The sequence below is a fragment of the Nostoc sp. ChiSLP03a genome, assembly GCF_034531215.2.
Taxonomy (GTDB): Bacteria; Cyanobacteriota; Cyanobacteriia; order Cyanobacteriales; family Nostocaceae; genus Nostoc.
The window spans coordinates 39,974-64,030 of record NZ_JAVRBQ020000074.1 but is presented as its reverse complement, the minus strand read 5'-3'; the positions used below and the strand labels follow the sequence as shown (position 1 = coordinate 64,030).

At 39.4% G+C, this 24,057-nt stretch carries 9 protein-coding genes and 2 pseudogenes; 8 read left to right on the top strand and 3 right to left on the bottom strand.

All coding sequences use genetic code 11. The annotated features are described in order from the left end of the window. The first annotated feature begins 457 nt into the window (after positions 1-457). From RMY32_RS12620 to RMY32_RS12600, 5 genes are all read left to right on the top strand, one after another. Entirely contained in the window at positions 458-820 is a 363-nt protein-coding gene (locus RMY32_RS12620) for a response regulator transcription factor (protein WP_322664528.1), read from the top strand. Positions 821-944: 124 nt separating this feature from the next. Next, on the top strand, positions 945-1,418 hold the full coding sequence (locus RMY32_RS12615) for a chemotaxis protein CheW (protein ID WP_322713473.1): 474 nt from the start codon (positions 945-947) through the stop codon (positions 1,416-1,418). A gap of 115 nt (positions 1,419-1,533) precedes the next feature. Beyond that, positions 1,534-4,842, top strand: coding sequence for a GAF domain-containing protein (locus RMY32_RS12610; protein ID WP_322713472.1), 3,309 nt, complete (start codon positions 1,534-1,536; stop codon positions 4,840-4,842). Positions 4,843-4,873: 31 nt separating this feature from the next. Then, positions 4,874-5,254, top strand: coding sequence for a four helix bundle protein (locus RMY32_RS12605; RefSeq protein WP_322713471.1), 381 nt, complete (start codon positions 4,874-4,876; stop codon positions 5,252-5,254). A 3-nt stretch (positions 5,255-5,257) separates the two neighbouring features. Further along, positions 5,258-8,878 carry a response regulator gene (locus RMY32_RS12600; RefSeq protein ID WP_322713470.1) on the top strand — a complete coding sequence of 1,207 codons (3,621 nt, stop codon included), beginning with the start codon at positions 5,258-5,260 and terminating at the stop codon, positions 8,876-8,878. Between the two features lie 56 nt (positions 8,879-8,934). Here RMY32_RS12600 and RMY32_RS12595 read toward each other — a convergent pair whose 3' ends face one another. From RMY32_RS12595 to RMY32_RS12585, 3 genes are read right to left on the bottom strand one after another with little or no spacing between them, the layout of a single operon-like run. Next, the gene (locus RMY32_RS12595; RefSeq protein ID WP_322713469.1) at positions 8,935-9,642 is read right to left on the bottom strand and encodes a Uma2 family endonuclease; all 708 of its coding nucleotides are present in this window, start codon (positions 9,640-9,642) and stop codon (positions 8,935-8,937) included. Between the two features lie 54 nt (positions 9,643-9,696). Continuing rightward, positions 9,697-10,590 carry an ABC transporter permease gene (locus RMY32_RS12590; protein ID WP_322713478.1) on the bottom strand — a complete coding sequence of 298 codons (894 nt, stop codon included), beginning with the start codon at positions 10,588-10,590 and terminating at the stop codon, positions 9,697-9,699. Between the two features lie 60 nt (positions 10,591-10,650). Continuing rightward, on the bottom strand, positions 10,651-11,736 hold the full coding sequence (locus RMY32_RS12585) for a spermidine/putrescine ABC transporter substrate-binding protein (protein WP_322713468.1): 1,086 nt from the start codon (positions 11,734-11,736) through the stop codon (positions 10,651-10,653). A 375-nt stretch (positions 11,737-12,111) separates the two neighbouring features. Here RMY32_RS12585 and RMY32_RS12580 point away from each other — a divergent pair. The 3 genes and pseudogenes from RMY32_RS12580 to RMY32_RS12570 all read left to right on the top strand — a co-directional run. Continuing rightward, positions 12,112-12,306 (top strand): annotated as a pseudogene (locus RMY32_RS12580) (ATP-binding protein); the annotation flags it as partial. A gap of 75 nt (positions 12,307-12,381) precedes the next feature. Beyond that, positions 12,382-18,131, top strand: a pseudogene (locus RMY32_RS12575) (AAA family ATPase). A 78-nt stretch (positions 18,132-18,209) separates the two neighbouring features. After that, positions 18,210-24,056, top strand: a complete 5,847-nt coding sequence (locus RMY32_RS12570) for an AAA family ATPase (protein WP_322713466.1) — start codon at positions 18,210-18,212, stop codon at positions 24,054-24,056. Position 24,057: the final 1 nt, after the last annotated feature.

The window sequence follows — 24,057 nt, the reverse complement described above, 5'->3', positions numbered from 1 at the left end:
TATTCCTCAATATTTATAGACTTTTTTACCTCAGTAATAATTCAATTATTGAGGTTCTACAAGTTAGATTACCTTTATTATTCAAATCATTTTTTGTCATTGTTTTAGCCCTTTAGGTGTATTATTACCTTTCAACTATTTAGCTATTATTCATGTTTGAAAATTCAATCAAAACTTGAAAATTTAAATTAGGTTATCAAATTATTTTATATTAAAAATTATATTTAATAAAATTATGTTTATTACGTACTTTTTCTGAGGTTTATAAATAAAGATTGAATCAAAATTAGACAAATACAATTTTTTGTATTTATAGCAGTCCTATTTGATTTGTGAAATATTGGTTAGGGCAAAGGGGTTAGGGCTAGTCTCTAGTCCCTTCCATGTCTTTTTGAGAAATCATTGAGGATTTGTATATTTTGTTTACATTTTGAGAAAAAGTTAATGAGTAGTTGCCATGAATACTGTTTTAGTTGTTGAAGATGGCTTAACAGATATGGAAATAATCAGCCGTTACTTGCAACAGGCAGGTTATTCTGTGATTAGCGCCACTAGTAGTGAAGAGGCTCAAGACAAAATAGATAAAAATAAGCCAGATTTAATATTTCTCGATGTAATTTTACCAGGAAAAAGTGGCTTTGAAATTTGCCGAGAACTGAAAAATAATCCCGATACTAGCAAGATACCTGTGGTTTTTTGCTCTACAAAGAATAGTGATGTGGATAAAATTTGGGGTAATATGTTAGGCGCTGATGGTTATCTATCAAAACCGATCGATCGAGATGAACTAGTGGTAATTTTAAAGCGATTACTTAATTAGTAAAAATTTCATAAGTCAATAAATTCTATAAGTCACTATTTTTTAAATATAATTTCTTCAAGAATCAACAATAACTGCAAATAGTGGCTAGAGATAAATCATCAAGGACAAAGGATCGATAGCTTTGGAAACCCAGCAAAAGTTTTTAAGTTTTAATTTGGGAGTAAGTGATACAGCCGTCATTTCTCTACAACACATCACAGAAGTTTTACAAGTATCATTACCAGAAGTATGTGGTGTTCCTCAGATGCCAAGCAGCATTTTAGGTATTTATAACTGGCGTGGTGAGATGCTTTGGTTAGTTGATTTAGAGGCAATGTTAGGTTATCCTACTATTTCGCAAGGGCCAAATTTACTTTCAAAAATGATGGCAATTGTTCTGGAAAATAAGGGTAAGTATTTGGGACTTTTGGTACGACAGCTAATAGATATTGAATGGCTAGATCCTAAAGAAATGAAACCTGCAACTGCTGAATTATTTTATCCTAAATTATCACCTTTTTTACAGGGATATTTTATTAATGATTTAGAGGAGATAATTTTTAATTTGGATGCAAAAACTATTATTCAAGCTCCAGCATGGGGAATTCATAATTGAATATTTAGTAAGATGTGATTTTTGAAAATTCCTAACTCTTAATCAGCAAATACTAGAAAAATATCGCTTGCCACATATCAATTTATTACCTATCACAATTTTTAGGTTTAATCAAATGACATTTTTGTATAACAATAGCCATGATAACGAGCATTTAATTTCTGAATTAGAAAATCAGAATGGTAACGCTAATATAGCAAATATTGCTAGTAGTGAAATATCTTTGTTAAGTGCGATCGCTCAAGAATTTAAAACTTGGCGGCGACAGATGAAAGATATCGCAATTCACATGCGCCAAGCCCCAAACATTGATACATTACTTAAAATTACTGTAGCACAAATTAGAGAAAAGATTGGCTGTGATCGCGCCTTAATTTATCAGTTTACTTCGCGAGAATCAGGTAATGTTTTAGCCGAATCAAGAACATTAGGTTGGACTCCAACTTTAGGCGAAAATATTCCTGGAATTATTTTTGGTCTATATACCAATCAAGACTATGTAGAAGCTGTAGTTATTGACGATATCAATCAGATTCAACTTACCCCTTATCAAAAGCAGCTGCTAGATAAATTTCAAATTAAAGCTAGTTTGAGTTTACCGATTGTAGTAGAAGGTAAAGTGTGGGGCTTACTAGCAGTCAATAATTGCTACTCAAAGCGGCAGTGGCAAGAAGTAGAAATTAGCCTACTATCTCAACTGACAACAGAACTAATTTACAAATTACAAAGCTTTGAATTCCAAAAAGAACAGCAACAGCGGCTACTAGCAAAAAAATCGGTAGCTAAAGTCATCGACAAAATTCTGCGGGTATCAAATGTCGATAAGCTTTTTCAAACAACTACTCAAGAAGTACGCCAATTACTAAAATGCGATCGCGTTGGTGTCTATCGCTTCAAACCTGACTGGAGTGGTGAGTTTGTCGCTGAGTCAGTGGGTAACGGTTGGATAAAAATGGTCGGCCCTGATTTTTACATGGTCTGGGAAGATACCCACTTACAAGATACTCAAGGAGGACGTTATGCCAAGGGTGAAAGCTTTGTAGTTAATGACATTTATCAAATGGGCCATTCTCAATGTCATATTGACATTTTAGAGCAGTATGAAATGAAAGCTTACATCATTGCACCCATATTTGCTGGAGAAAAATTATGGGGTTTGTTGGCAGCTTATCAAAATTCTGGGCCTCGTGATTGGCAACCTTGGGAAGAAACCTTTGTAACTCAAATTGGGTTGCAATTTGGTGTAGCTATCTCACAAGCAGAATATCTCGAACAAGTGCAGAAAAAATCTAACCAACTAGCTCAAATAGTTGAACAAGAGAAAGTTTTCACTAAGATAGTCAACCGCATCAGACAATCTTTAGACGTAGAAAGCGTCTTCAAAACAACCACTCAAGAAGTGCGTCAATCACTACAATGCGATCGCGTTGCTGTCTATCGTTTTAACCCTGACTGGGGTGGTGAATTTGTGGCTGAGTCTGTGAGTACTGGTTGGACAAAACTGGTAGGCCCTGATATTAAAACCGTTTTGGATGATACCTACTTGCAAGAAACCAAGGGAGGTCGGTATGTCAGAGGTGAAAACTTTGTCGTTAATGACATTTATGAAGTAGGGCTAGCTCCCTGCCATATTGAGATTTTAGAGCAGTTTGAAGCCAAAGCTTATATCATTGTTCCGATATTTTTCGGGGATAAATTGTGGGGATTGCTGGCAGCTTATCAAAACTCTAGCTTCCGTGAATGGCAAAGCTGGGAAGTGAACTTTTTGGTTCAGACTAGCTTGCAATTTAGTTTAGCTAAATCACAGATAGACTATTTGGAATTAGTGCGAGTTAAATCTGAGAAACTAGCTCAAATAGCAGAACAAGAGAAAGCTCTCACCAAGATCAGTAACCGCATCCGGCAATCTTTAGATGTAGAAGAAATCTTCAAAACAACTACTCAAGAAGTCAGACAATTACTGCGATGTGATCGCGTTGCCGTGTATCGCTTCAATCCCAACTGGAGTGGTGAATTTGTCGCCGAGTCAGCAGGTCATCTTTGGGTAAAACTGGTAGGCCCCGATATCAAAACCGTCTGGGAAGATACCCACTTACAAGAAACTCAAGGAGGTCGATATGCCCAAGGGGAAAACTTTGTTGTAAATGATATCTATCAGGTAGGTCATTCTCCTTGCCACATTGAAGTTTTAGAGCAATTTGAAGCCAAAGCTTATGTAATTGTTCCTGTATTTGCTGGCGAACAATTGTGGGGATTGCTGGCAGCTTATCAAAATTCCGGAACTCGTGATTGGGAAGAATCAGAAGTTACTTTGTTAGCACGTATTGGCAGCCAGTTAGGACTGGCATTACAACACACCGAATATTTGCAACAAGTACAAGCGCAGTCAGCAAAATTAGCAGAAGCAGCAACACGAGAAAAGGCAGCCAAGGAGTTACTACAACAACGATCTATTCAACTTTTAAAAGCCCTTAGACCCGCTCTCAACGGCGACTTAACAGTACGCGCGCCGATTACAGAAGACGAACTAGGGACGATCGCAGATGCTTACAATAATACTCTGCAAGCACTGCGGCAAATTGTTGTTCAAGTACAAGGGGCTGCTCAACAAGTTGCCCAAACTTCTAGCAATAGCGAGTCTTCACTAGCGGGACTAACTAATTTGGCACAACAACAGTCTGAGGATATTACCGCAGCTTTAGGTGACATTCAACAGATGGTGGACTCTACTCAAGCTGTAGTAGCTAATGCTGAGTTAGTACAACTAGCAGTGCAAAAAGCCAATCAAACTGTAGAGTCTGGCGATACTGCCATGAACCTGACTGTCAAAGCAATCCAAGGAATTCGTGAAACCGTTGCTCAAACCAGCAAAAAGATTAAACGCCTCAGCGAATCCTCACAAAAAATCTCCAAAGTGGTGAATTTGATTGGTAATTTTGCCACACAGACAAACGTACTCGCTTTGAATGCAGCCATTGAAGCTACTCGTGCTGGTGAATATGGCAAAGGCTTTGCAGTTGTGGCTGATGAAGTCCGTTCTTTATCTCGCCAATCAGCAGCAGCAACCATCGAAATTGAAAAATTAGTTCAGGAGATTCAAGCAGAAACCGGAGAAGTTGCAGTAGCAATGGAAACTGGTATTCAGCAGGTAGTAGAAGGCACAAATCTTGTTAGTGACACTCGCCAAAACTTAAATGCGATCGTTTCTGCGACTGCCGAAATTAGTCAGCTAATCGAGCGAATTACCGCAGCGACTCAAAACCAAATGGCGCAATCTGTAACAGTAACTAAATCAATGCAAGATGTCGCAGAAATTGCCGATAAAACTTTTGCTGAATCTCAAGAAATTGCTACCGTCTTCCAAGAGTTATCAGGAATGGCGCAAGAGTTATTAACAACTGCTAGTAAGTTTAAAGTCAAATGAATTTTAGATTTTAGATTTTGGATTTTGGATTATGAATGAGGAGGATTTTAAGCGGAGAACAAAGCAGCTAGCATTGCGAGCAATCCGCTTAGTAGAAGCTCTCCCACAGAGCAAAACGGCAGATGTAATTGGCAAGCAGCTAATCCGTTCAGCAACATCTGTGGGAGCTAACTATCGGTCAGCTTGTCGTGGTAAGTCAACCGCCGATGTCATTGCTAAACTCAGTTTGGTAGAGGAAGAAGCCGATGAAAGTCTTTATTGGATGGAACTTGTTGTTGAGGTTGGTTTATTACCACTGGAAAAAGTGAAAAGCTTGATGTTAAAAAATACCGAAATTCTGGCAATGACAGTTGCATCAATTAAAACTTTACGCAACAAATCTAAAATCCAAAATTTAAAATCAAAAATCTAAAATATGATTACAGATAACGAAATTCGCCAACAAGGTTACATCTACTTTCTAGCTGAAGCCCCAGAATTAGTCAAAATTATTGAACAAGAACTATTTAGCTTGTCGGAAGATTATAGCATTGCTAAAATTCACAATCTAATGCGAGCCACTCATACACTTAAAGGTGGTGCAGCTAATGTTGGGCTAGAATTAATTAAGACGATCGCACATTTTTTAGAAGATGTATTTAAGGCTTTATACAATCCAAAAGTGGTAGTTGATGCAGAATTACAAACACTTTTATTACAAGCTTATGAGTGTTTGAGTATAGCCTTAAATACTGAATTAGTAGGTAGTACTGTTAATGACGAAGAACTGCTTCACCGAGCGACTTCAGTGTTCGCACAGTTGCAAGAAAAGCTGGGTGATGCATTTGGTGCTGAATCTCATATCCCCACTTCTGAAGAATTGGGATTTGATATTGTACAATCTGTTTTTGAAGTAGGAGTAGAACAACGTCTAAACACTATTACTGACGTTATTAACAATCCCCCAAATAATGACGAATTTATCGATTTTTTACACTCTCAAGCTGAAGTATTTCTGGGTTTGGCAGAATCTTTAAATTTACCTGGATTGGGAGATATTTCCCAAACTATTCTCTCAGCGCTGCAAGCAAATCCCAGCCAGGTACAGCAAATTGCAGAAATTGCCCTAGTAGATTTACAACAAGCAAAAAAATTAGTATTAGCAGGCGATCGCACATCTGGTGGAGAACCTTCATCAGGTTTGCAAAAACTCGCAGTAATGGAAAATAATGAGTTATCTGAAAAATTCCCAAATAATTCATTTACTGACAGATTTATCATTGATGAAGAACAATTTTATCAGTTTCTCACTACATCTGATAACAATAAGAGCGAATCGGTAAAACCAAAAACCGCCAAGTTTTATTTAAAAGTAATTCGCTACATTTATGGCTGGTTTAATCACCAGATGCAAATACCAGAAGTTGAACTCAGTTTGACTTTACTAGTTCCCAGGTTAGAAATAAAAAATCTGCTTAATTATATCGAAAACTGGCTAAAAGACTTTCTTGATTTTGTTCAAGATGAAGAAGATAGTCAAAGTCTTTGTATTTATCGACGTGGCATAATCTTAATTATCCTATTTGCAGTTGCAAAATTTCAGTATTCTTTGAAAGCATCTGATAGCCACCTTTCAGCAATTAAATTATTACAAAACCAAATTCACAAATTAGCAAAAGAATATAAAAGTTATCCTCCTGTTACTAGCGAAGAAAAAAATTGGCTTGATAGTCCAAAGTTACAAAATCTGTTAGTGATTAAAGAGATTGTATTTTCTCAATCAACTGATAACTTGCTAGAAGCAATATGGGGAGAAGAAGCTAGGCAAAATCTTGCTATTGAAGTCGTAACAACCCAGACTGATAATTATTCAGGAAAGCTTGATTCATTAACTGTCAGCGAGCAGATAGTTATAGAAGTTTCGGAAACAGCTATTGAAGTCATGCCTGATATAGCTACACAAATCAACAAAGAGATAGAAGATAAATCACAGTATGTTCAAACTAAAAACTTTCGCCAACCTTCATTTATTCGCGTAGATACAGAGAGACTGCAACACCTCAATTATCTAGCAGGAGAATTGCTGATTTCCCAAAAACGGCGTAGTTTACAAGATGAGCAAGTCAAAGAAATAATTGAGCAGCTAGTACAACAACTCACTAGACACCAAACAACTTTAAATGAGTTACGCGATTTACCTTTACAAATACAAAACATTACATCAGAACAAACGCCAAGTTTTGCAGTGGATTTTGACTCTCTAGAAATGGATGTATATACAGAATTTCACATGACATTGCATGAAGCAATAGAAGAGACACTGCAACTACAAGAAACCACAGAATCTCTTGACTTGCTTCTGACACAAGCTAGTCAAATTAGCGATCAAAAAGAGAATTTAACTCTTAATATTATAGATAGCTTAGTCGAAGCACGAATGTCGCCTTTGGGCAATATTCTGAATCGTTTCCCTCATATGGTAAATAAATTGGGGAATGTCCATGCCAAACTTGTTGAATTGAAACTTACTGGTAGTGAAGTACTGGTAGATAAAGCGATCGCAGAAAAGCTCTACGATCCTTTGTTACACTTAGTGCGTAATGCTTTTGACCACGGTATTGAAGCTCCGCAAGTTCGCCGAGAGCTTGGTAAACCAGAAGAAGGTTTAATCGAAATCTGCGCTTATCATCAGGGTAGCCAAACTGTTATAGAAGTTCGTGATGATGGTCAGGGATTGAATTTAGACAGAATTCGTAGAAAAGCTGCCGAACTTTATCCCATACAAACTGAAGAAAAAACTAGAAACTATGCTTCTAGTCTGGCTGAACCTGAACTTTTAGATTTGATATTTTCGCCTGGATTTACTACTGCAAATAAAGTAAGTGAAATTTCTGGGCGCGGTATGGGTTTAGATATTGTGCGTACTCAAATGCACGCGCTCAACGGCTCGATTTCAGTTCAATCCTTACCCAACCAAGGAACAATATTCATCCTCAAAATTCCTTTTTCTATGACTACAGAGAAGTTAATGCTAGTTCAAGCCAAAGGTGTTGTTTATGGTCTGATGTTAGACAGTATCGAAAAAATATTGATTCCCTCCGAACAACAGATTAAAGAAATTGAAGGGAAAAAAGTATTACATTTGAATATAGACAATGATGAGACTATGGTCAGCCTTCGTCAACTTTCAAAGTTGATTAATTATAATGGTTCATTTATTAATAATGAGACTCCATACAATACTTCAAATACTTCAAACCCAAGCATAGCAAAGAATCCGGTGCTTTTGCTACAGCGAAATCAGGGAAAGATTGCTTTAGAAGTTGACCAGATAATCGGCGAACAAGAACTGGTAATCAGACCTTTAGGAAATGCGATCGCACCGCCAAAATACATTTATGGTTGTAGTAGTTTAGCTAATGGTAATCTCATTTTAGTAATTGATGCTTTGTTGTTGATAAAATCTAGCGAAATCCAACAAACAACACTTGATATCAGACCCCTACCAGTAGCTTTTGTGTCAAATATAAAAGCCTTGCCAATATCAGGGCATACTTTTTCATCTACACTATTACTTGCGGCATCGACTTCCACAACAACTATAGAAACCCAATCCAGTGATTCTCAAGAGCCAGATTATAAATCACCAAAAGTTGTTTTAGTAGTAGATGATGCAATTAGTCTCCGGCAAACTCTCTCTCTAACTCTCCAAAAATCTGGTTATCAAGTAATACAAGCTCAAAATGGTGTAGAAGCTCTAGAAAAATTGCAGTTACATCCTGAAATTCAAGTTGTCGTCTCCGATTTAGAGATGCCAAGAATGAATGGTTTTGAGTTGTTGAGCAATTTCCGCCAATACACAAATTTAGCAAAAATTCCGGTTGTGATTCTTACTTCTCGCAGCGCTGAAAAACATCGCCAGCTTGCTAAAGAATTAGGTGCAAAAGCTTACTTAACCAAGCCTTTTTTAGAGCATGAGTTTATCTCTAAAATTAAAGAGTTAATGAACAATAATACAGATGATTTAGATCGTTTACTCATAGTGAAAAATAATTAACAATTTTTAATTACGAATTACGTAGCTTGCTTCTCGCCTTTGGCGAGTATTACGAATTACGAATTATGAGGTAAATTATTTGGATCTACACCTAGAGAACGTAAATACTCGGCTAATTGTTCAGCCCTTTGTCGTTCTTGTTGTGCCTGTTCTGCATCTGTCAAATAGCGCTTTCCTTGCTCGTCATACCAACATAAAAACTCCTGTTGAATGCCGCCAATTACAGTTTGGTGTCGCCCAATACCTAAACCCACCTCTGGCATCAAATAAGGTTCACCTATTTGTAATTGGTAGTTTCCATTGAGCAACTTATACACTTCCAAGGGTTGATGTTGGTCGCGTCGCCAAAACTCAGGGTTATAAATTACGTAGTACAATACGCCGAGTTTTCTATATATATCTAGCTTTTCGTCGTATTCACCTCCTGGAGTATGGGATACCATTTCTAATGTGAATATTGGAACTATCCCATTTTCTTCCCAAACTGCGTAACTTTTGCGTGATTTACCACCCTTTTTCCGTTCTACTCCCAGACTTAAAAAAGCATCTGGGACTACAGGTACTCTGGGATTTACTCCTGTGGTGTGATACACTCCCATATCTACTCCGAAGTACCAATCCATGCGATTTGCCCAAATGGAGTTAAGTAAGAAGAGTAAAATATTGGGCAAAAAGTTTTGGTCTTCGTTATCCACTGGGGTATCGTCTGAACAGGGAAGTTCATCGGTAGTTGGTAACGCATTTTTGAGATCGGGTGAGAGCATAACCGTTGTCTCGTTGGCGTTTGATGCCTTTATTATAAATGAGTGACCAAAATTTTAACGTTTGGGTGTAGCTTCGCCAAACTTAATTAAAAGTGCGATCGCAATACTAACAAGCAAAATTAACGTCATACTCAAGGCTGAACCAAATCCCCAATTTTGGGTTGCTCCAAGAAACTGATTATAAACTAACCGCGCTGCTGTCATACTAGAAGCACCACCGAGTAATTCTGGATCGACAAAATCCCCCAATCCTGTGATAAATACAAGCATGGAAGCAGCCGCAATTCCCGAAAAAATTTGCGGTACGGTTACTTGGAAAAAAGTTTCCACCGGATTTGCACCTAAATCAGCCGCGGCTTCTAGCAACCGCTTGTCTAGTTTTTCGAGAGAAGCATATAAAATTAAAACCATATAAGGTAATAAGCTGTAACTCATGCCAATCAATACAGCTTGACTATTGTTAAGTAATTCCCAAGTAGGCAAGCCTAAATTGCTGAGTAAACTGTTTAATAAACCAGTAGGACGAAGAATTGTAATCCAAGCATAAGAACGCAGTAACGAAGAAGTCCACAAAGGGAGAACAAAGGCTAATAGCAGCAAATTTCGCCAACGCTGCGGTGCTATTTGAGCAATCCAATAGGCGACGGGGAACCCCAAAATTAAACAAATTATCGTAGTGCCAAACGCAAAAAATAGCGATCGCCAAATTACTTGCACGTAAAGGGAGTCAAATATTCGGATGTAGTTTTTGAATCCGTTGGGATTGACCAAATCTCCCGGTCGGATATCTGCAACTAAACTTAACTCGAAAATGATCAAAGCTGGCAGCACCAACAAAAGTAATAACCAAATCCCAGATGGTGCAAGCAATACCAAAGGTTGCAGCCAATTTCTCACGGGATACTGCAACTTTTCTATTTTAGAAATTTCATTTTTTTCCAAATTAATCACTCCTAACTCCTGTACAGACGCGATTAATCGCGTCTCTACTCTTAACTCCTAATTCTTTTAACTGCTAGTTAATTGAGTCCAATAACGATCGTAAACCTCTTCAAATTCTCCTACAGGTGTAACACGTTCACAATTTTTTAACAGTGACTCTGGCGGAAACAAATTAGTGTTGTTTTGAATTGTTTTTGGTAATTGCTCAAATCCAGCGCTATTCGGCGTAGAAATATTCAGGCGTTGAGTGATTTGGGCTGCGATTTCTGGTTGCAAAATCATGTTAATCCAAGCATAGGCTCCAGCTTGGTTGGGGGCTGTGTTGGGAATTACAATAGTGTCTGTCCATAATGAAGAACCACTGTGAGGAATCACATATTTGAGTTTAGGGTTTTCTTGAGAGATTTTCACTGCATCTGCTGAATAACACATTGCCAATAATAAATCTCCTGCCAGAATTTGATTTTGCCAAGCGTCGGTGTCAAAACGGGCGATCGCAGGTTTTAGAGCTTTCAATTTTTCATAAGCTTGTTTGATTTCTTGTTCATTTTTTGAGTTGTAAGAATAACCGAGCATTCGTAAGGTTGCACCCATCACTTCTCGAACATCATTGAGCAAAGTCATTCGCTGATTAAGTTGCTCTTGATTTTGCCAAAGGTAATCCCAGTCTTGGGGTACATCTTTAATTTTTTCAGAATTGTAAAGTAAACCTGTTGTCCCCCAGTTAAAAGGGATACTATAGCGGTTATTGGGATCGTAACTAGGATTTTCAAACCGGGGAAATAAATTCTCTAGACCGATTAAGCGATCGTGATTGATTTCTGTTAGCAAACCTTTGTCTACCATCTTCTGCACCATATAATCAGATGGATTGATGATGCTGTAAGTGCCACCGCCTCCAGCTTGCAATTTAGCCAGCATGACATCATTGGAATCATAGACATCTGCCAGCACTTTTATGCCAGTTTGAGCGCTAAAAGTTTTCAATAATTGATTGTCAGTATATTGCGTCCAGGTAAAGATATAAAGTTGGTCGCGCTGACTATTGGTATTAGAATTAGCACGTACTTCAGCCAGCCTCCAGCCACAACCACCTAAAGATAAGCTAGAAAGTGCTGTCACCCCTTTTAAAAATTGGCGTCTGTTAATCATTAAGTTAATAGTTAATCATTTTTTGTATTGTTGTCGATTGATTCTAAATCTGCCTTTAATTGGAGTACCCATAGATAGTTTAAAGATTAACTTAAGTGTATCTACCTGTGCAACTGTTAATAAGTTACTCTTGTTAGCTAGTGTTAGGCACGGTTTTTCATCAAGCTTGAGTTATAAAAATTAACAAAGCTAGCGATACCTTCGGTGAGCTTCTCTACGAGACGCTTTGCGAACGCTAACGCCAAATTATCAAGGAAACTCAGTGTGGCAAGCTGAACTGCACTTCTGTACTAGCAAAAATCACAGAGTTTGTCATTACGTTACCAGTTAAAACTGTGACAGGAGTTTTGGATTCATAACAAAATTTTTGCTTTCAATGACAAGGGAATGAATGAACAAATAAAATCGAAAATATTTGACCATTGATTTACGACAAAATCTATAGGTAAAGGTACAGGTTTAGGGTTGGCGATCGCCCGACAAATCGTCGAATCAACCCACGGCGGCAAATTGAGTTGCAACTCTGTTTTGGGTGAAGGAACAGAATTTATCATTGAAATTCCGATGTAAACTTTTATTCTGGTTTCTAAATCACTTGAGATATCTGGGAATACTATCTCTGTAAATCGTAACTTTTTCAGCAGTATGGTCAGCACTTTTGTTAGGATTCCCAGATATCGTATAACTGAAGAACTCTACAATGGTTCGAGAACCCTAGTTTATCAAGGATATCGAGAAACTGACTCTTTAGCGATAGTCATTAAACTACTGAAAAATACCTATCCCAGTTTCAGCGAACTCTTGTTATTTCGCAATCAATACACCATTGCCAAAAATCTGAATTCACCTCTAATAGTTCAAACTTATAGCCTAGAACCTTACCAAAATGGCTATGCATTGGTGATGGAAGATTTTGGCGGGATTTCTCTCAATGAATGGAAATTTAGGGGTAATTTACAATCTTTACAGGAGTTTTTAGAAATTGCGATCGCACTATGCAAGACCTTAGATATATTGTATCGGGAACGCATCATTCATAAAGATATTAAACCCAGCAATATATTAATTAATCCCGAAACTAAACAAGTTAAATTAATCGACTTTAGTATTGCATCTTTACTGCCAAGAGAAACCCAAACCCTCGTCAATCCCAATGTGTTAGAAGGGACACTTGCTTACATTTCCCCCGAACAAACAGGCAGAATGAATCGGGGGATAGACTACCGCACAGACTTCTATTCACTCGGCGTAACCTTCTACGAATTACTTACAGGAGAATTACCTTTTGCCTCCAACGACCCAATGGAGTTGGTGCATTCTCATATTGCCAAAACAGCACTATTAGTACACGAAATTAATTGCGAAATTCCCTCGGTTATCTCACAAATCATCAGCAAATTGATGGCGAAAAATGCTGAAGATAGATATCAAAGTGCTTTGGGATTAAAGTTTGATTTAGAGAATTGTCTACATCAGCTACAAAAAACGGGTTCGATTGAAAGCTTTGAAATTGCAAGTAGGGATGTGTGCGATCGCTTCCTCATCCCTGATAAAATTTATGGACGAGAAGCTGAAGTTCAAACTCTGCTGCAAGCATTTGATAGAGTCAGCCTTGGTGCAACAGAAATGATGCTGGTAGCTGGGTTTTCAGGAATTGGGAAAACAGCGGTTGTCAATGAAGTGCATAAACCAATTGTCAGACAACGCGGCTATTTTATTAAAGGTAAATTTGACCAATTTCAACGCAATATTCCCTTCAGTGCCTTTGTGCAAGCATTCCGGGATTTAATGGAGCAATTATTAACCGAAAGTGATGTCCAACTAGAGCAATGGAAGAATAATATTTTAGAAGCGGTTGGCGAAAATGGGCAAGTCATTATTGAAGTCATTCCCGAATTATCAAGAATTATTGGCGAACAACCACCCGCAGTGGAATTATCAGGAACGGCAGCACAAAATCGCTTTAATTTACTCTTTCAAAATTTTACTAAAGTCTTTACCAGTGCAGATCATCCCTTAGTAATGTTTTTAGATGATTTGCAATGGGCAGATTTAGCATCACTGAATTTAATGCAGCTATTAATGGCTGATACAAGTCATCTTTTCATTATTGGTGCGTACCGTGATAACGAAGTGACACCAGGACATCCATTAGTATTGACTTTGAAGGAACTACAAAAGACACTCTTCACAATTAATACAATTACCTTAGCACCATTAAGTCAAGCCACAGTCAATCAATTAGTTGCTGACACGCTCAAATGTTCAGAAGATTTGGTATGGAATCTTTCTATATCGATCTATCAAAAAACTCAGGGAAATCCATTTTTTGCCACACAGTTTTTCAAAGCATTGCATCAAGAAGAACTGATTCAATTTGATGTGGAGTTAGGCTGTTGGCAATGTGACATTGCACAAGTGAAGACTGAAGCGGTTACGGATAACGTTGTTGAATTCATGGGGTTGCAGTTAGGAAAACTACCGCACTCGACTCAAGATGTATTGCAGCTAGCTGCTTGTATTGGCAATTGTTTTGATTTAGAAACATTGGCAATTGTTTCGGAACAATCAGTCATCGAGACGGCTGCTGCTTTGTGGAAAGCATTACAAGAAGGGTTGATTTTACCGATTGGCGATGTTTATAAGTTTTATATTGGGCAAGAAAGTCTTGCACGTACATTAGAAAATCAACAGACTGTTACTTACAAATTCTTGCACGACAGAGTACAGCAAGCAGCTTATTCCCTGATTCCAGAGGATGAAAAACAAGCCACCCACCTCAAAATCGGGCAGTTGCTCTTGCAAAATACATCGGCACAAGAGCGAGAGCAAAACCTGTTCAATATCATTAACCAGTTGAATGCGGGGATTCCCCTGCTGCAAGATGCCAAAGAACGGGAAGATTTAGCACAGATGAATTTAGCAGCGGCGCAAAAAGCCAAAGCATCGGTGGCCTATGATGCCGCCTGTGGGTATTTGCAAACTGCGCTTGGTTTAATGAGTGCCGATGTGTGGCAAATCCATTATTCACTGATGCTGCAACTGCATACCCTACTGGCAGAAGTTTACTATCTCAATACCCAATTTGCTGCTGCCCAACAGCAGATTGAAATCGTCATCCAGCAAGCCCAAACCATTCTTGATCGCCTCAAAGCCTACGAAATTCAAATTCAACTGTTGGTTGCCCAAAAACAGTTTCCCGCCTCATTAGATGTGGGTCTAAAAGTGCTGGCATTACTGGAAATTCCCCTCGACGATGCCCCCTTACCCAACCTTGATGTCGATCGGCTCTATACCCTACCCGCCCTCAGCGATCGCCGCATCCAAGCAGCATTGAGCTTACTGAGTAATCTCTGGGCACCAGCCCTCTTTACCAATCCTGAATTATTGCCTAAAGTAATTGTGACCATGCTGAATCTGTCCGTCACTCATGGCAACTCAGCCTTGGGTGCATTAGCTTATTCGCTCTATGGGATGTCGCTCTGTGCCACCGCTGCCGATCTCGAATTAGGTTATCGCTTTGGTACATTAGCGATGTATGTGTTGGAGCAGAATGAAAATGCTGAGTTGACCTGTAAAGTTAATAACGTCTTTTATGGTTTCATTCGGCACTGGAAAGAAAGAGAACGCGATCGCATTGAGTGTCTGGCGAACAGTGTTCAAACAGGATTAGAAACAGGCGATCTTGAATATGCTTGTTATTGTGCATCTCAGTATTGCATGAATATTTGCACTATAGGAGAACCATTTGCTAATTTTTATAAAAAACAAGACTACTACATTCAACCACCCAAAGTTTGCAACAGGAAATCTCATACTTTATCACTTCCTTGTGGGGACAGTTTGTCGAGAATTTGATGGGGGATGTGGCTGACCCCAAACAACTGATTGGGAAGAGATTCAACGAGCAGCAACAAGTGGCTCCGATGGAGGCAGCCCATGCCTTTACAGCACTCTTTTTGTTCTATACTGCAAAAACCATCTTGCATTATCTATTTAATGATTACGAGGTCACGCTTACCTGTGCCGAGTTGGCTACCCAATATGAACAGGGTGGCGCTGGATTATTCGTCACCACTCAGATTCCTTTCTATCGGGCATTAGCCTTGTTGTCCCTCCAGCCAACTGCTGACTCTGCCACGTTAGCCCAACGGTTAGCTGATGTGGAGCTGCAACAGCAACGACTTACCTTGTGGGCTACCCATGCACCAGAGAACTTTCAGCATAAAGCTGATTTAGTTGCGGCAGAAACAGCGCGGGTTCTGCACCAACGAGCCACAGCTGTGGAGTTCTACGATCGCGCGATCGCTCTTGCTAAAACCAACGGCTATACCCATGAAGCAGCATTAGCTAATGAGCTGGCAGCCAAATTTTACCTCGATTGGGGCAAAGAAAAAATTGCCCAAGACTACCTCACCCATGCCTACTATGGCTATGCTCGTTGGGGAGCCAAAGCCAAAGTTGCCGACTTGGAAAGACGCTATCCCCAACTGCTGGCTTCCATCCTACAACAAACTCGTACTGCTCTCTCGGTGAACGAAACTGTCTTCGCCACCGGAACAGTTACCTCTACCAGTTCTTCCACCAGCATCTCCGATTCCTTGGATTTAGCTGCCATTCTCAAAGCTTCTCAAACTATCTCAGGCGAAATCGAACTATCCAAATTGCTTTCATCTTTGCTTAGAATCGTCATGGAAAATGCGGGAGCTGATAAGTGCGTGTTAATGCTCTTGCAAGACGAACACCTACTGATCGAAGGCTCAATGATTGAGGGTTCAAAGCTAGTCGTGTTGCAGCACCTTATGGTTGAGGATAGCCAGGACATTCCCCACAAGCTGATTTACAAAGTCAAGAACAACAAGCAGACTGCCGTAATAGTTGATGCAACAGCCGATCCTAACTTAGCCAACGACCCGTATATCATTCGTCAGCAGCCTTCTAGTATCTTGTGCAGCCCGATTTTACATCAAGGTGAGTTTATAGGCATTTTATATCTAGAAAATAATTTAGTAACGGGAGCGTTCACAAGCGATGGCTCCGCCAACGCCAAGGGCGAACGCGTCCAACTCCTAAATTTAATCTGCGCTCAAGCGGCAATTTCTCTAGAAAATGCTCGACTTTATGAAAGTTCTTTAGAATATGCTCAAAAGCTAGAGCGATCGCTTGAGGAGTTGAATACGGCTCAATCTCGCTTCCACAACTTAGTAGACAACGTGCCTGGGGTGGTTTGTCAATACCAGATGAGTGCTGATGGCATCCTCTCGTTAAACTACATCAGTGCCGACTGTTACAGCTTGTACGAAATTACCCCAGAAAAAGCTGCTGCCGATCCCGATTTTCTCGACAAAATGATACATCCAGATGATGTGGCTTCTTACCTACAAACTTACACTGACACCGTTCAAGCTCGATCTTCCTGGTGGTGGGAAGGGCGAATCGTCACTCCGTCAGGAATCGTCAAATGGCTTCACGGCGAATCTAGAGTTGAACAGCGCCCGGATGGCTCATTGGTTTGGGATGGATTGTTTTTAGATATCAGCGATCGCAAAATTGCCGAACTTGGCTTGCAACAAGCGCAATTACAAATTGTTCAAAGTGAGAAAATGTCTGCGTTGGGTAACTTAGTTGCTGGTGTTGCTCACGAAATGAATAATCCTCTCGGTTTTATTTCTGCTAGTCTTCAACAAACTAAACCCACAATTACCGATCTGACCGAACATCTGAAATTATATCAAGAAACTTTCCCAAACAAGAGTGAAGAAATCGAAGAACATGCCGCAGAGATTGATTTGGAATATAGTTTAGAAGACTTATCTAAAGTAATTGATTCGATGAGGATGGCGTGCGATCGCCTGAAAAATATTAGCACTAGTCTTCGCACTTTCTCTCGTGCCGATAAAGATTATAAAGTGCCATTCAAAATTCACGAAGGTATTGATAGTACCATTCTCATTCTCAAACATCGTTTGAAAGCCAACGACCAACGCCCGGCGATTGAAGTTGTCACTAACTACGGCAATTTACCTGAAATTGAATGCTTCCCCGGACAATTAAATCAAGTGTTTATGAATCTTCTTGCTAATGCGATTGATGCTTTAGATGAGTCGAGTATTGGGCGGAGTTTTGAATATATTAAAGCCAATCCTAATTGCATTAAAATTACAACATCAGTCGAAAACAAGCTATTGAAAATTGCAATTGCAGATAATGGTAAGGGAATGACTGAAGAAGTAAAATCAAAAATATTTGATCATTTATTTACGACAAAATCTGTAGGTAAAGGAACGGGGTTAGGGTTGGCGATCGCAAAACAAATCGTCGAAGAGACTCACAACGGAAAATTGCATTTTAACTCAGTTCTGGGTAAGGGGACAGAATTTATCGTTGAAATTTAAGTATAATTTTTGGCTCGTTTAGTAAACAACTTCAGACATCTGGGAATACTAAATTTGGAGTCTTAAAGATTTAGCAGCATGGTTAGCACTTTTGTAAATATTCCTGGATACAAGGTTAGCGAAGAACTCTACAATGGTTCGAGAACGCTGGTTTATCGAGGGTATCGAGAGAGTGACTCATTACCAGTAACAATTAAACTACTGAAAAATCCATATCCCAGTTTCAGCGAACTTTTGTCGTTTCGCAATCAGTACACCATTGCGAAAAATCTCAACTCACCGCTAATCGTCCAAAGCTACTGCCTCCAAGCCTATCAAAATGGCTATGCGCTGGTAATGGAAGATTTTGGGGGAATCTCCCTCAAAGAATGGCAACTCAGCCAAAGCCGAGAATCTCTACAAGAATTTTTAGTTCTTGCGATCGCACTCTGCAACACATTAGATATACTCTACCGCGAGCGCATCATTCATAAAGATATTAAACCCAGCAATATATTAATTAATCCCGAAACCAAACAAGTTAAATTAATTGACTTTAGTATTGCATCTTTACTCCCACGAGAAACCCAAACACTAGTTAATCCTAATGTTTTAGAAGGAACGCTAGCTTATATATCTCCAGAACAAACAGGGAGAATGAATCGTGGGATTGATTATCGCACAGATTTCTATTCCCTCGGTGTAACTTTTTATGAATTACTTACACGAGAGTTACCTTTTCAAGCTAATGACCCAATGGAGTTGGTACATTCTCATTTGGCAAAACTCCCAGAAAAGTTAAGTAATTCCAAAATAGAACTTCCTTCAGTTCTGGGTGAGATTGTCATGAAATTGATGGCGAAAAATGCTGAAGATAGATATCAAAGTGCATTAGGATTAAAGTTTGACTTAGAGAATTGTTTACAGCAGCTAGAAGCAACTGGTGAAATTAAATCCTTTGAAATTGCACAGCATGATGTGTGCGATCGCTTCCTCATCCCTGATAAAATTTATGGACGAGAAGCTGAAGTTCAAACTCTACTGCAAGCATTTGATAGAGTCAGTCTTGGTGCAACAGAAATGATGCTTGTTGCCGGGTTTTCTGGAATTGGTAAAACTGCGGTTGTCAACGAAGTCCATAAACCAATTGTCAGACAACGCGGCTATTTTATCAAAGGTAAATACGACCAATTTCAACGCAAAATTCCCTTCAGTGCTTTTGTGCAAGCATTCCGGGATTTAATGGAGCAATTATTAACAGAAAGTGATGTCCAGATTCAGCAATGGAAAACTAAAATATTAGAGGCTGTTGGTGAAAATGGGCAGGTAATTATTGAAGTCATTCCCGAACTGTCAAGAATTATTGGCGAACAACCACCAGCGATAGAGTTATCAGGAACGGCGGCAGAAAATCGCTTTAATTTATTATTCCAAAAGTTTACCCAAGTCTTTACCAGTGCATCACATCCCTTAGTAATATTTTTAGATGACTTGCAATGGGCAGATTCGGCATCGCTGAAGTTAATGCAGCTATTAATGGCTGATACAAGTCATCTTTTTATTATCGGTGCCTACCGCGATAACGAAGTCAATCCAACACATCCATTGATGTTGACTTTGAATGAAATTGCGAAATCACAAGCAAAGATTAATACGATTACTTTAGCACCACTGAGCCAAGTACAAGTAAATAAGTTAGTAGCTGACACGCTCAAATGTTCAGAAGATTTAGCATGGAATCTTTCTGTATTGATTTATCAAAAAACTCAAGGAAATCCATTTTTTGCCACACAGTTTCTTAAAGCATTACATCAAGATGGATTAATTCAATTTGACTTTGAGATAGGCTGTTGGCAATGCAATCTATCAGAAGTGACAGCTCAAGCAGTTACAGATGACGTTGTAACTTTTATGAGTTTGCAACTGCAAAAATTACCGCGATCAACTCAAGATGTCTTGCAATTAGCGGCTTGTATTGGCAACTCTTTTGATTTAGCAACTTTGGCGATTGTTTCGCAGCAATCGGAAATTGAGACGGCTGCGGCTTTGTGGAAAGCTTTGCAAGAAGGGTTGATTTTACCAATTGGTGATGTTTATAAGTTTTATGTCGGGCAAGAAAATCAAGCACGTACATCGGAAAATCAACTGATTGTTACATACAAATTCTTACATGACCGAGTACAGCAAGCAGCTTATTCCCTGATTCCTGATGACCAAAAACAGACGACTCATTACCAAATCGGACAACTGCTGCTGCAACAGATTTCCGCACAAGCAAGAGAAGACCGGATTTTTGAAATCGTCAATCAATTAAATTACGGCACGGCTTTAATTAGCGAACAAACTCAACGAGATGAACTAGCACAACTTAATTTGATTGCATCTCGCAAAGCCAAAAATTCCACCGCCTATCAAGCAGCGCGTGAATATATCACAGTGGGATTGTCTTTGTTAGGAGAAAATACTTGGCAGCAGCAGTATGAAATGACCCTCGCCTTGCATGAATTAGCGGCAGAAGTAGCACTGCTAAATGGTAATTTTGAGGTGATGGAACAGTTCATTGATACTGTTATTCAACAGGCACATTCTTTATTAGAAAAGGTTAATGTTTATTGCATTAGAATTCAATCGCATATTTTCCAAAGTAAATTGACCTCAGCGATCGCGATCGCCCAACCAGTCTTACAACAGCTTGGTGCTACTTTTCCTGAAACACCCACACCATCAGATTTGCAACAGGAAATCCAAGAGATTGAGGAACTGATTGGCGATCGGCAAATTGCCGATTTGGTTCACTTACCACAGATGAGGGATGCAGAAAAACTCGCTACTCTCAAGATTGTCAATATCATCAGCCCAGCAGCTTACCTCACTGGCTCAACGTTGTACCCATTGCTGAATACTTTGTCCGTTAAACTCTCGATTCAGTACGGTAACACATCGACTTCTACTTTCGGCTATGCGAACTATGGCAATATTCTCTGCAATTTCTTCCAAGTCGTGGATACAGGAACACAGTTTGGTTCTTTGGCACTCCAGATTATCTCAAAACTCGATGCCAAAGCGAGTAAGACAGAGATTTTGATGATTTTGGGGATATTTATCGTACACCGCAAATCTCACGTTAAAGAAACACTACCCATGTTGCAAGAAGGTTACACCAGTGCCCTAGAATTTGGAAACCTAGTACTTGCTGGATATAATGGGCACACTTTTTGTCTTAATTCTTTTTGGTGTAATCAACCCCTGGCTACCTTAGAGCAGGATATTTGCGCTTACTGCCATAGTTTGATGCAAATAAATCAATTGACAACCGCAAATTATTGTCGGATTTATTGGCAACCGGTTTTAAATCTGCTGGGTTTTTCAGAACATACAACCCTTTTGTCTGGGAAAGCCCTTGAAGAAACAGAATTTCTCCAGCAGCTACAATCTACCAATGATGGATATGGATTGTATATTTTCCATTTGTATAAATTAATGCTTTGTTTCTTGTTTGGAGAAATTGAGCCAGCGAAAAATCATGCTATTGAAGTCAGGCGCTATTTTATGGCTGGTGCAGGATTAGTCAGCGAACCAGTATTTTATCTTTATGATTCGCTGCTGACTTTGGCACAATTGAATCCACAGTTAGAAGAAACATCAGCAGCATTGCAGAGTGTAACAGAAAACCAAACCCGGTTACAGCAATGGGCGCATCATGCACCCATGAATTACCAGCATAAAGTGGATTTGGTAGAGGCAGAAAAATATCGGGTATTAGGCAACAATTACGCAGCAGGGGATTATTACGATCGCGCTATTTCTTTTGCTAAAGCCAATGGCTACATCCAAGAAGAAGCCTTAGCTAATGAACTGGCAGCTAAATTCTACCTGGGTTGGGGTAAAGCAAAAGTTGCCGCCGGCTATATGCAAGAAGCTTACTATTGTTACGCCAAATGGGGTGCAAAAGCCAAAGTTGCCGATTTGGAAAAACGCTATCCGCAATTACTTGCCCCCATATTACAGCAAACTCGTTCGGCCTTTTCAATTAACGAAACCATCTTCGCTTTGGGGACTGTCACCTCCACAAGTTCTACGAGTTCTAGCAGTAGTGTCTCAGATATCCTAGATTTAAAAGCGATTCTCAAAGCCTCTCACACTATCTCCAGTGAAATCGAACTGGAGAAACTGCTTGCATCGTTACTGAGAATCGTCATCGAAAATGCTGGGGCTGATAAATGCGTGTTAATGCTGTTGCGAGACAGTCGCCTGTTGATTAAAGGGTCAATGACTCTGGGAACAGAACCAGTAGTGTTGCAGAAAATTCCTGTGGAGGAGAGTCAGGATATTCCCCAAAAGCTCATTTACAAAGTCTTGCACAACAGCCAGACTATTGTCCTGTTGGATGCAACAGCAGATTCCACCTTAGCCAACGACCCCTATATCATCCGTCAGCAGCCCAAGAGTATTTTGTGTAGCCCGATTTTGCATCAAGGCAAGTTGAGAGGCATTTTATATCTAGAAAATAACTTAGCAACAGGTGCGTTCACCAGCGATCGCATCGAACTCCTGAATTTTATCTGCGCTCAAGCTGCAATTTCCTTGGAAAATGCTCGACTTTACGAACGTTCCTTAGAATATGCCCAACAATTAGAGCGATCGTTTACCGAATTGAGTGCTGCACAGTCTCGCTTTCATAACTTAGTAAACAATGTACCTGGAGTAGTTTATCAATACAGCATGAGTGCCAATGGGGTTATATCGTTGAGTTACATTAGTGCCGACTGTTACAGCTTGCTGGAAATTACCCCAGAGCAAGCCATATCTAATTGGCAGTTTTTCAACAATCTGGTGTATGCAGATGATGTCGTGAGTTATCAGCAGTCCCAGATTGATTCGATTCAAGCCTCATCTCCTTGGCAATGGTCTGGACGAATTGTTACACCCTCTGGAATTATCAAGTGGATTCATGGTGAATCAAGAGTCCAAAAATTTGCTGATGGGTCTATGGTTTGGGATGGCTTATTTTTGGATATTAGCGAACAGCAAGCAGCACTTCACAAACGCAAAATTGCTGAACTTGCTTTAGAGCAAAAATCACTCGACTTAGAACAAGCACTAACTGATTTGCAAAACGCCCAATTACAAACTATCCAAAGTGAAAAGATGTCTGCTTTGGGTAACTTAGTTGCTGGGGTAGCCCACGAAATGAATAATCCTTTGGGTTTTATTTCTGCCAGTATTAAACAAGCTAAACCCACGATCGCCGATATTGTCGAACACTTGAAACTTTATCAAGAAACTTTACCCGATAAGAGTGAAGAAATCCTCGACCACGAGTCAGAAATTGACTTGGAATATAGCTTAGAAGACTTGCCAAAAATGCTTGATTCGATGACGATGGCGTGCGACAGGCTGAAAAACATCAGCACCAGTTTGAGAACTTTTTCTCGTGCCGATCGCGATTACAAAGTGCCTTTTAATATCCACGAAGGTATTGATAGCACGATTTTAATTTTGAAACATCGTCTCAAAGCTAACCCTGAACGTCCGGCAATTGAAGTTATCACTAACTACAGCAATTTACCGCCACTTGAATGTTTTCCCGGACAATTAAATCAGGTATTTATGAATATTATTGCTAATGCTATTGATGCAATAGATGAGTCGAATATTGGGCGAAGTTTTGAAGATATTCAAGCCAATTCCAACCAAATTACTATTAGCACTTCAGTGGAAAATAATTTTGTAAAAATTGCTATTGCAGATAATGGTCAGGGAATGAGTGAATCGGTAAAACAAAAGATTTTTGACCATTTATTTACTACGAAATGTGTAGGTAAAGGAACGGGGTTAGGGTTGGCGATCGCAAAGCAAATCGTTGAATCAACTCACGGTGGCAAATTGAGTTGCAACTCTGTTCTCGGTGAAGGTACAGAATTTATCGTTGAAATTGCAATGTAAA

What these genes read in the sequence shown, in the direction of transcription:
- RMY32_RS12610 (WP_322713472.1), top strand. Translation starts at nt 1,534, where the DNA reads ATGACATTTTTGTATAACAATAGCCATGATAACGAGCATTTAATTTCT.
- RMY32_RS12570 (WP_322713466.1), top strand. Translation starts at nt 18,210, where the DNA reads ATGGTTAGCACTTTTGTAAATATTCCTGGATACAAGGTTAGCGAAGAA.
- RMY32_RS12605 (WP_322713471.1), top strand. Translation starts at nt 4,874, where the DNA reads ATGAATGAGGAGGATTTTAAGCGGAGAACAAAGCAGCTAGCATTGCGA.
- RMY32_RS12600 (WP_322713470.1), top strand. Translation starts at nt 5,258, where the DNA reads ATGATTACAGATAACGAAATTCGCCAACAAGGTTACATCTACTTTCTA.
- RMY32_RS12585 (WP_322713468.1), bottom strand. Translation starts at nt 11,736, where the DNA reads ATGATTAACAGACGCCAATTTTTAAAAGGGGTGACAGCACTTTCTAGC.
- RMY32_RS12620 (WP_322664528.1), top strand. Translation starts at nt 458, where the DNA reads ATGAATACTGTTTTAGTTGTTGAAGATGGCTTAACAGATATGGAAATA.
- RMY32_RS12595 (WP_322713469.1), bottom strand. Translation starts at nt 9,642, where the DNA reads ATGCTCTCACCCGATCTCAAAAATGCGTTACCAACTACCGATGAACTT.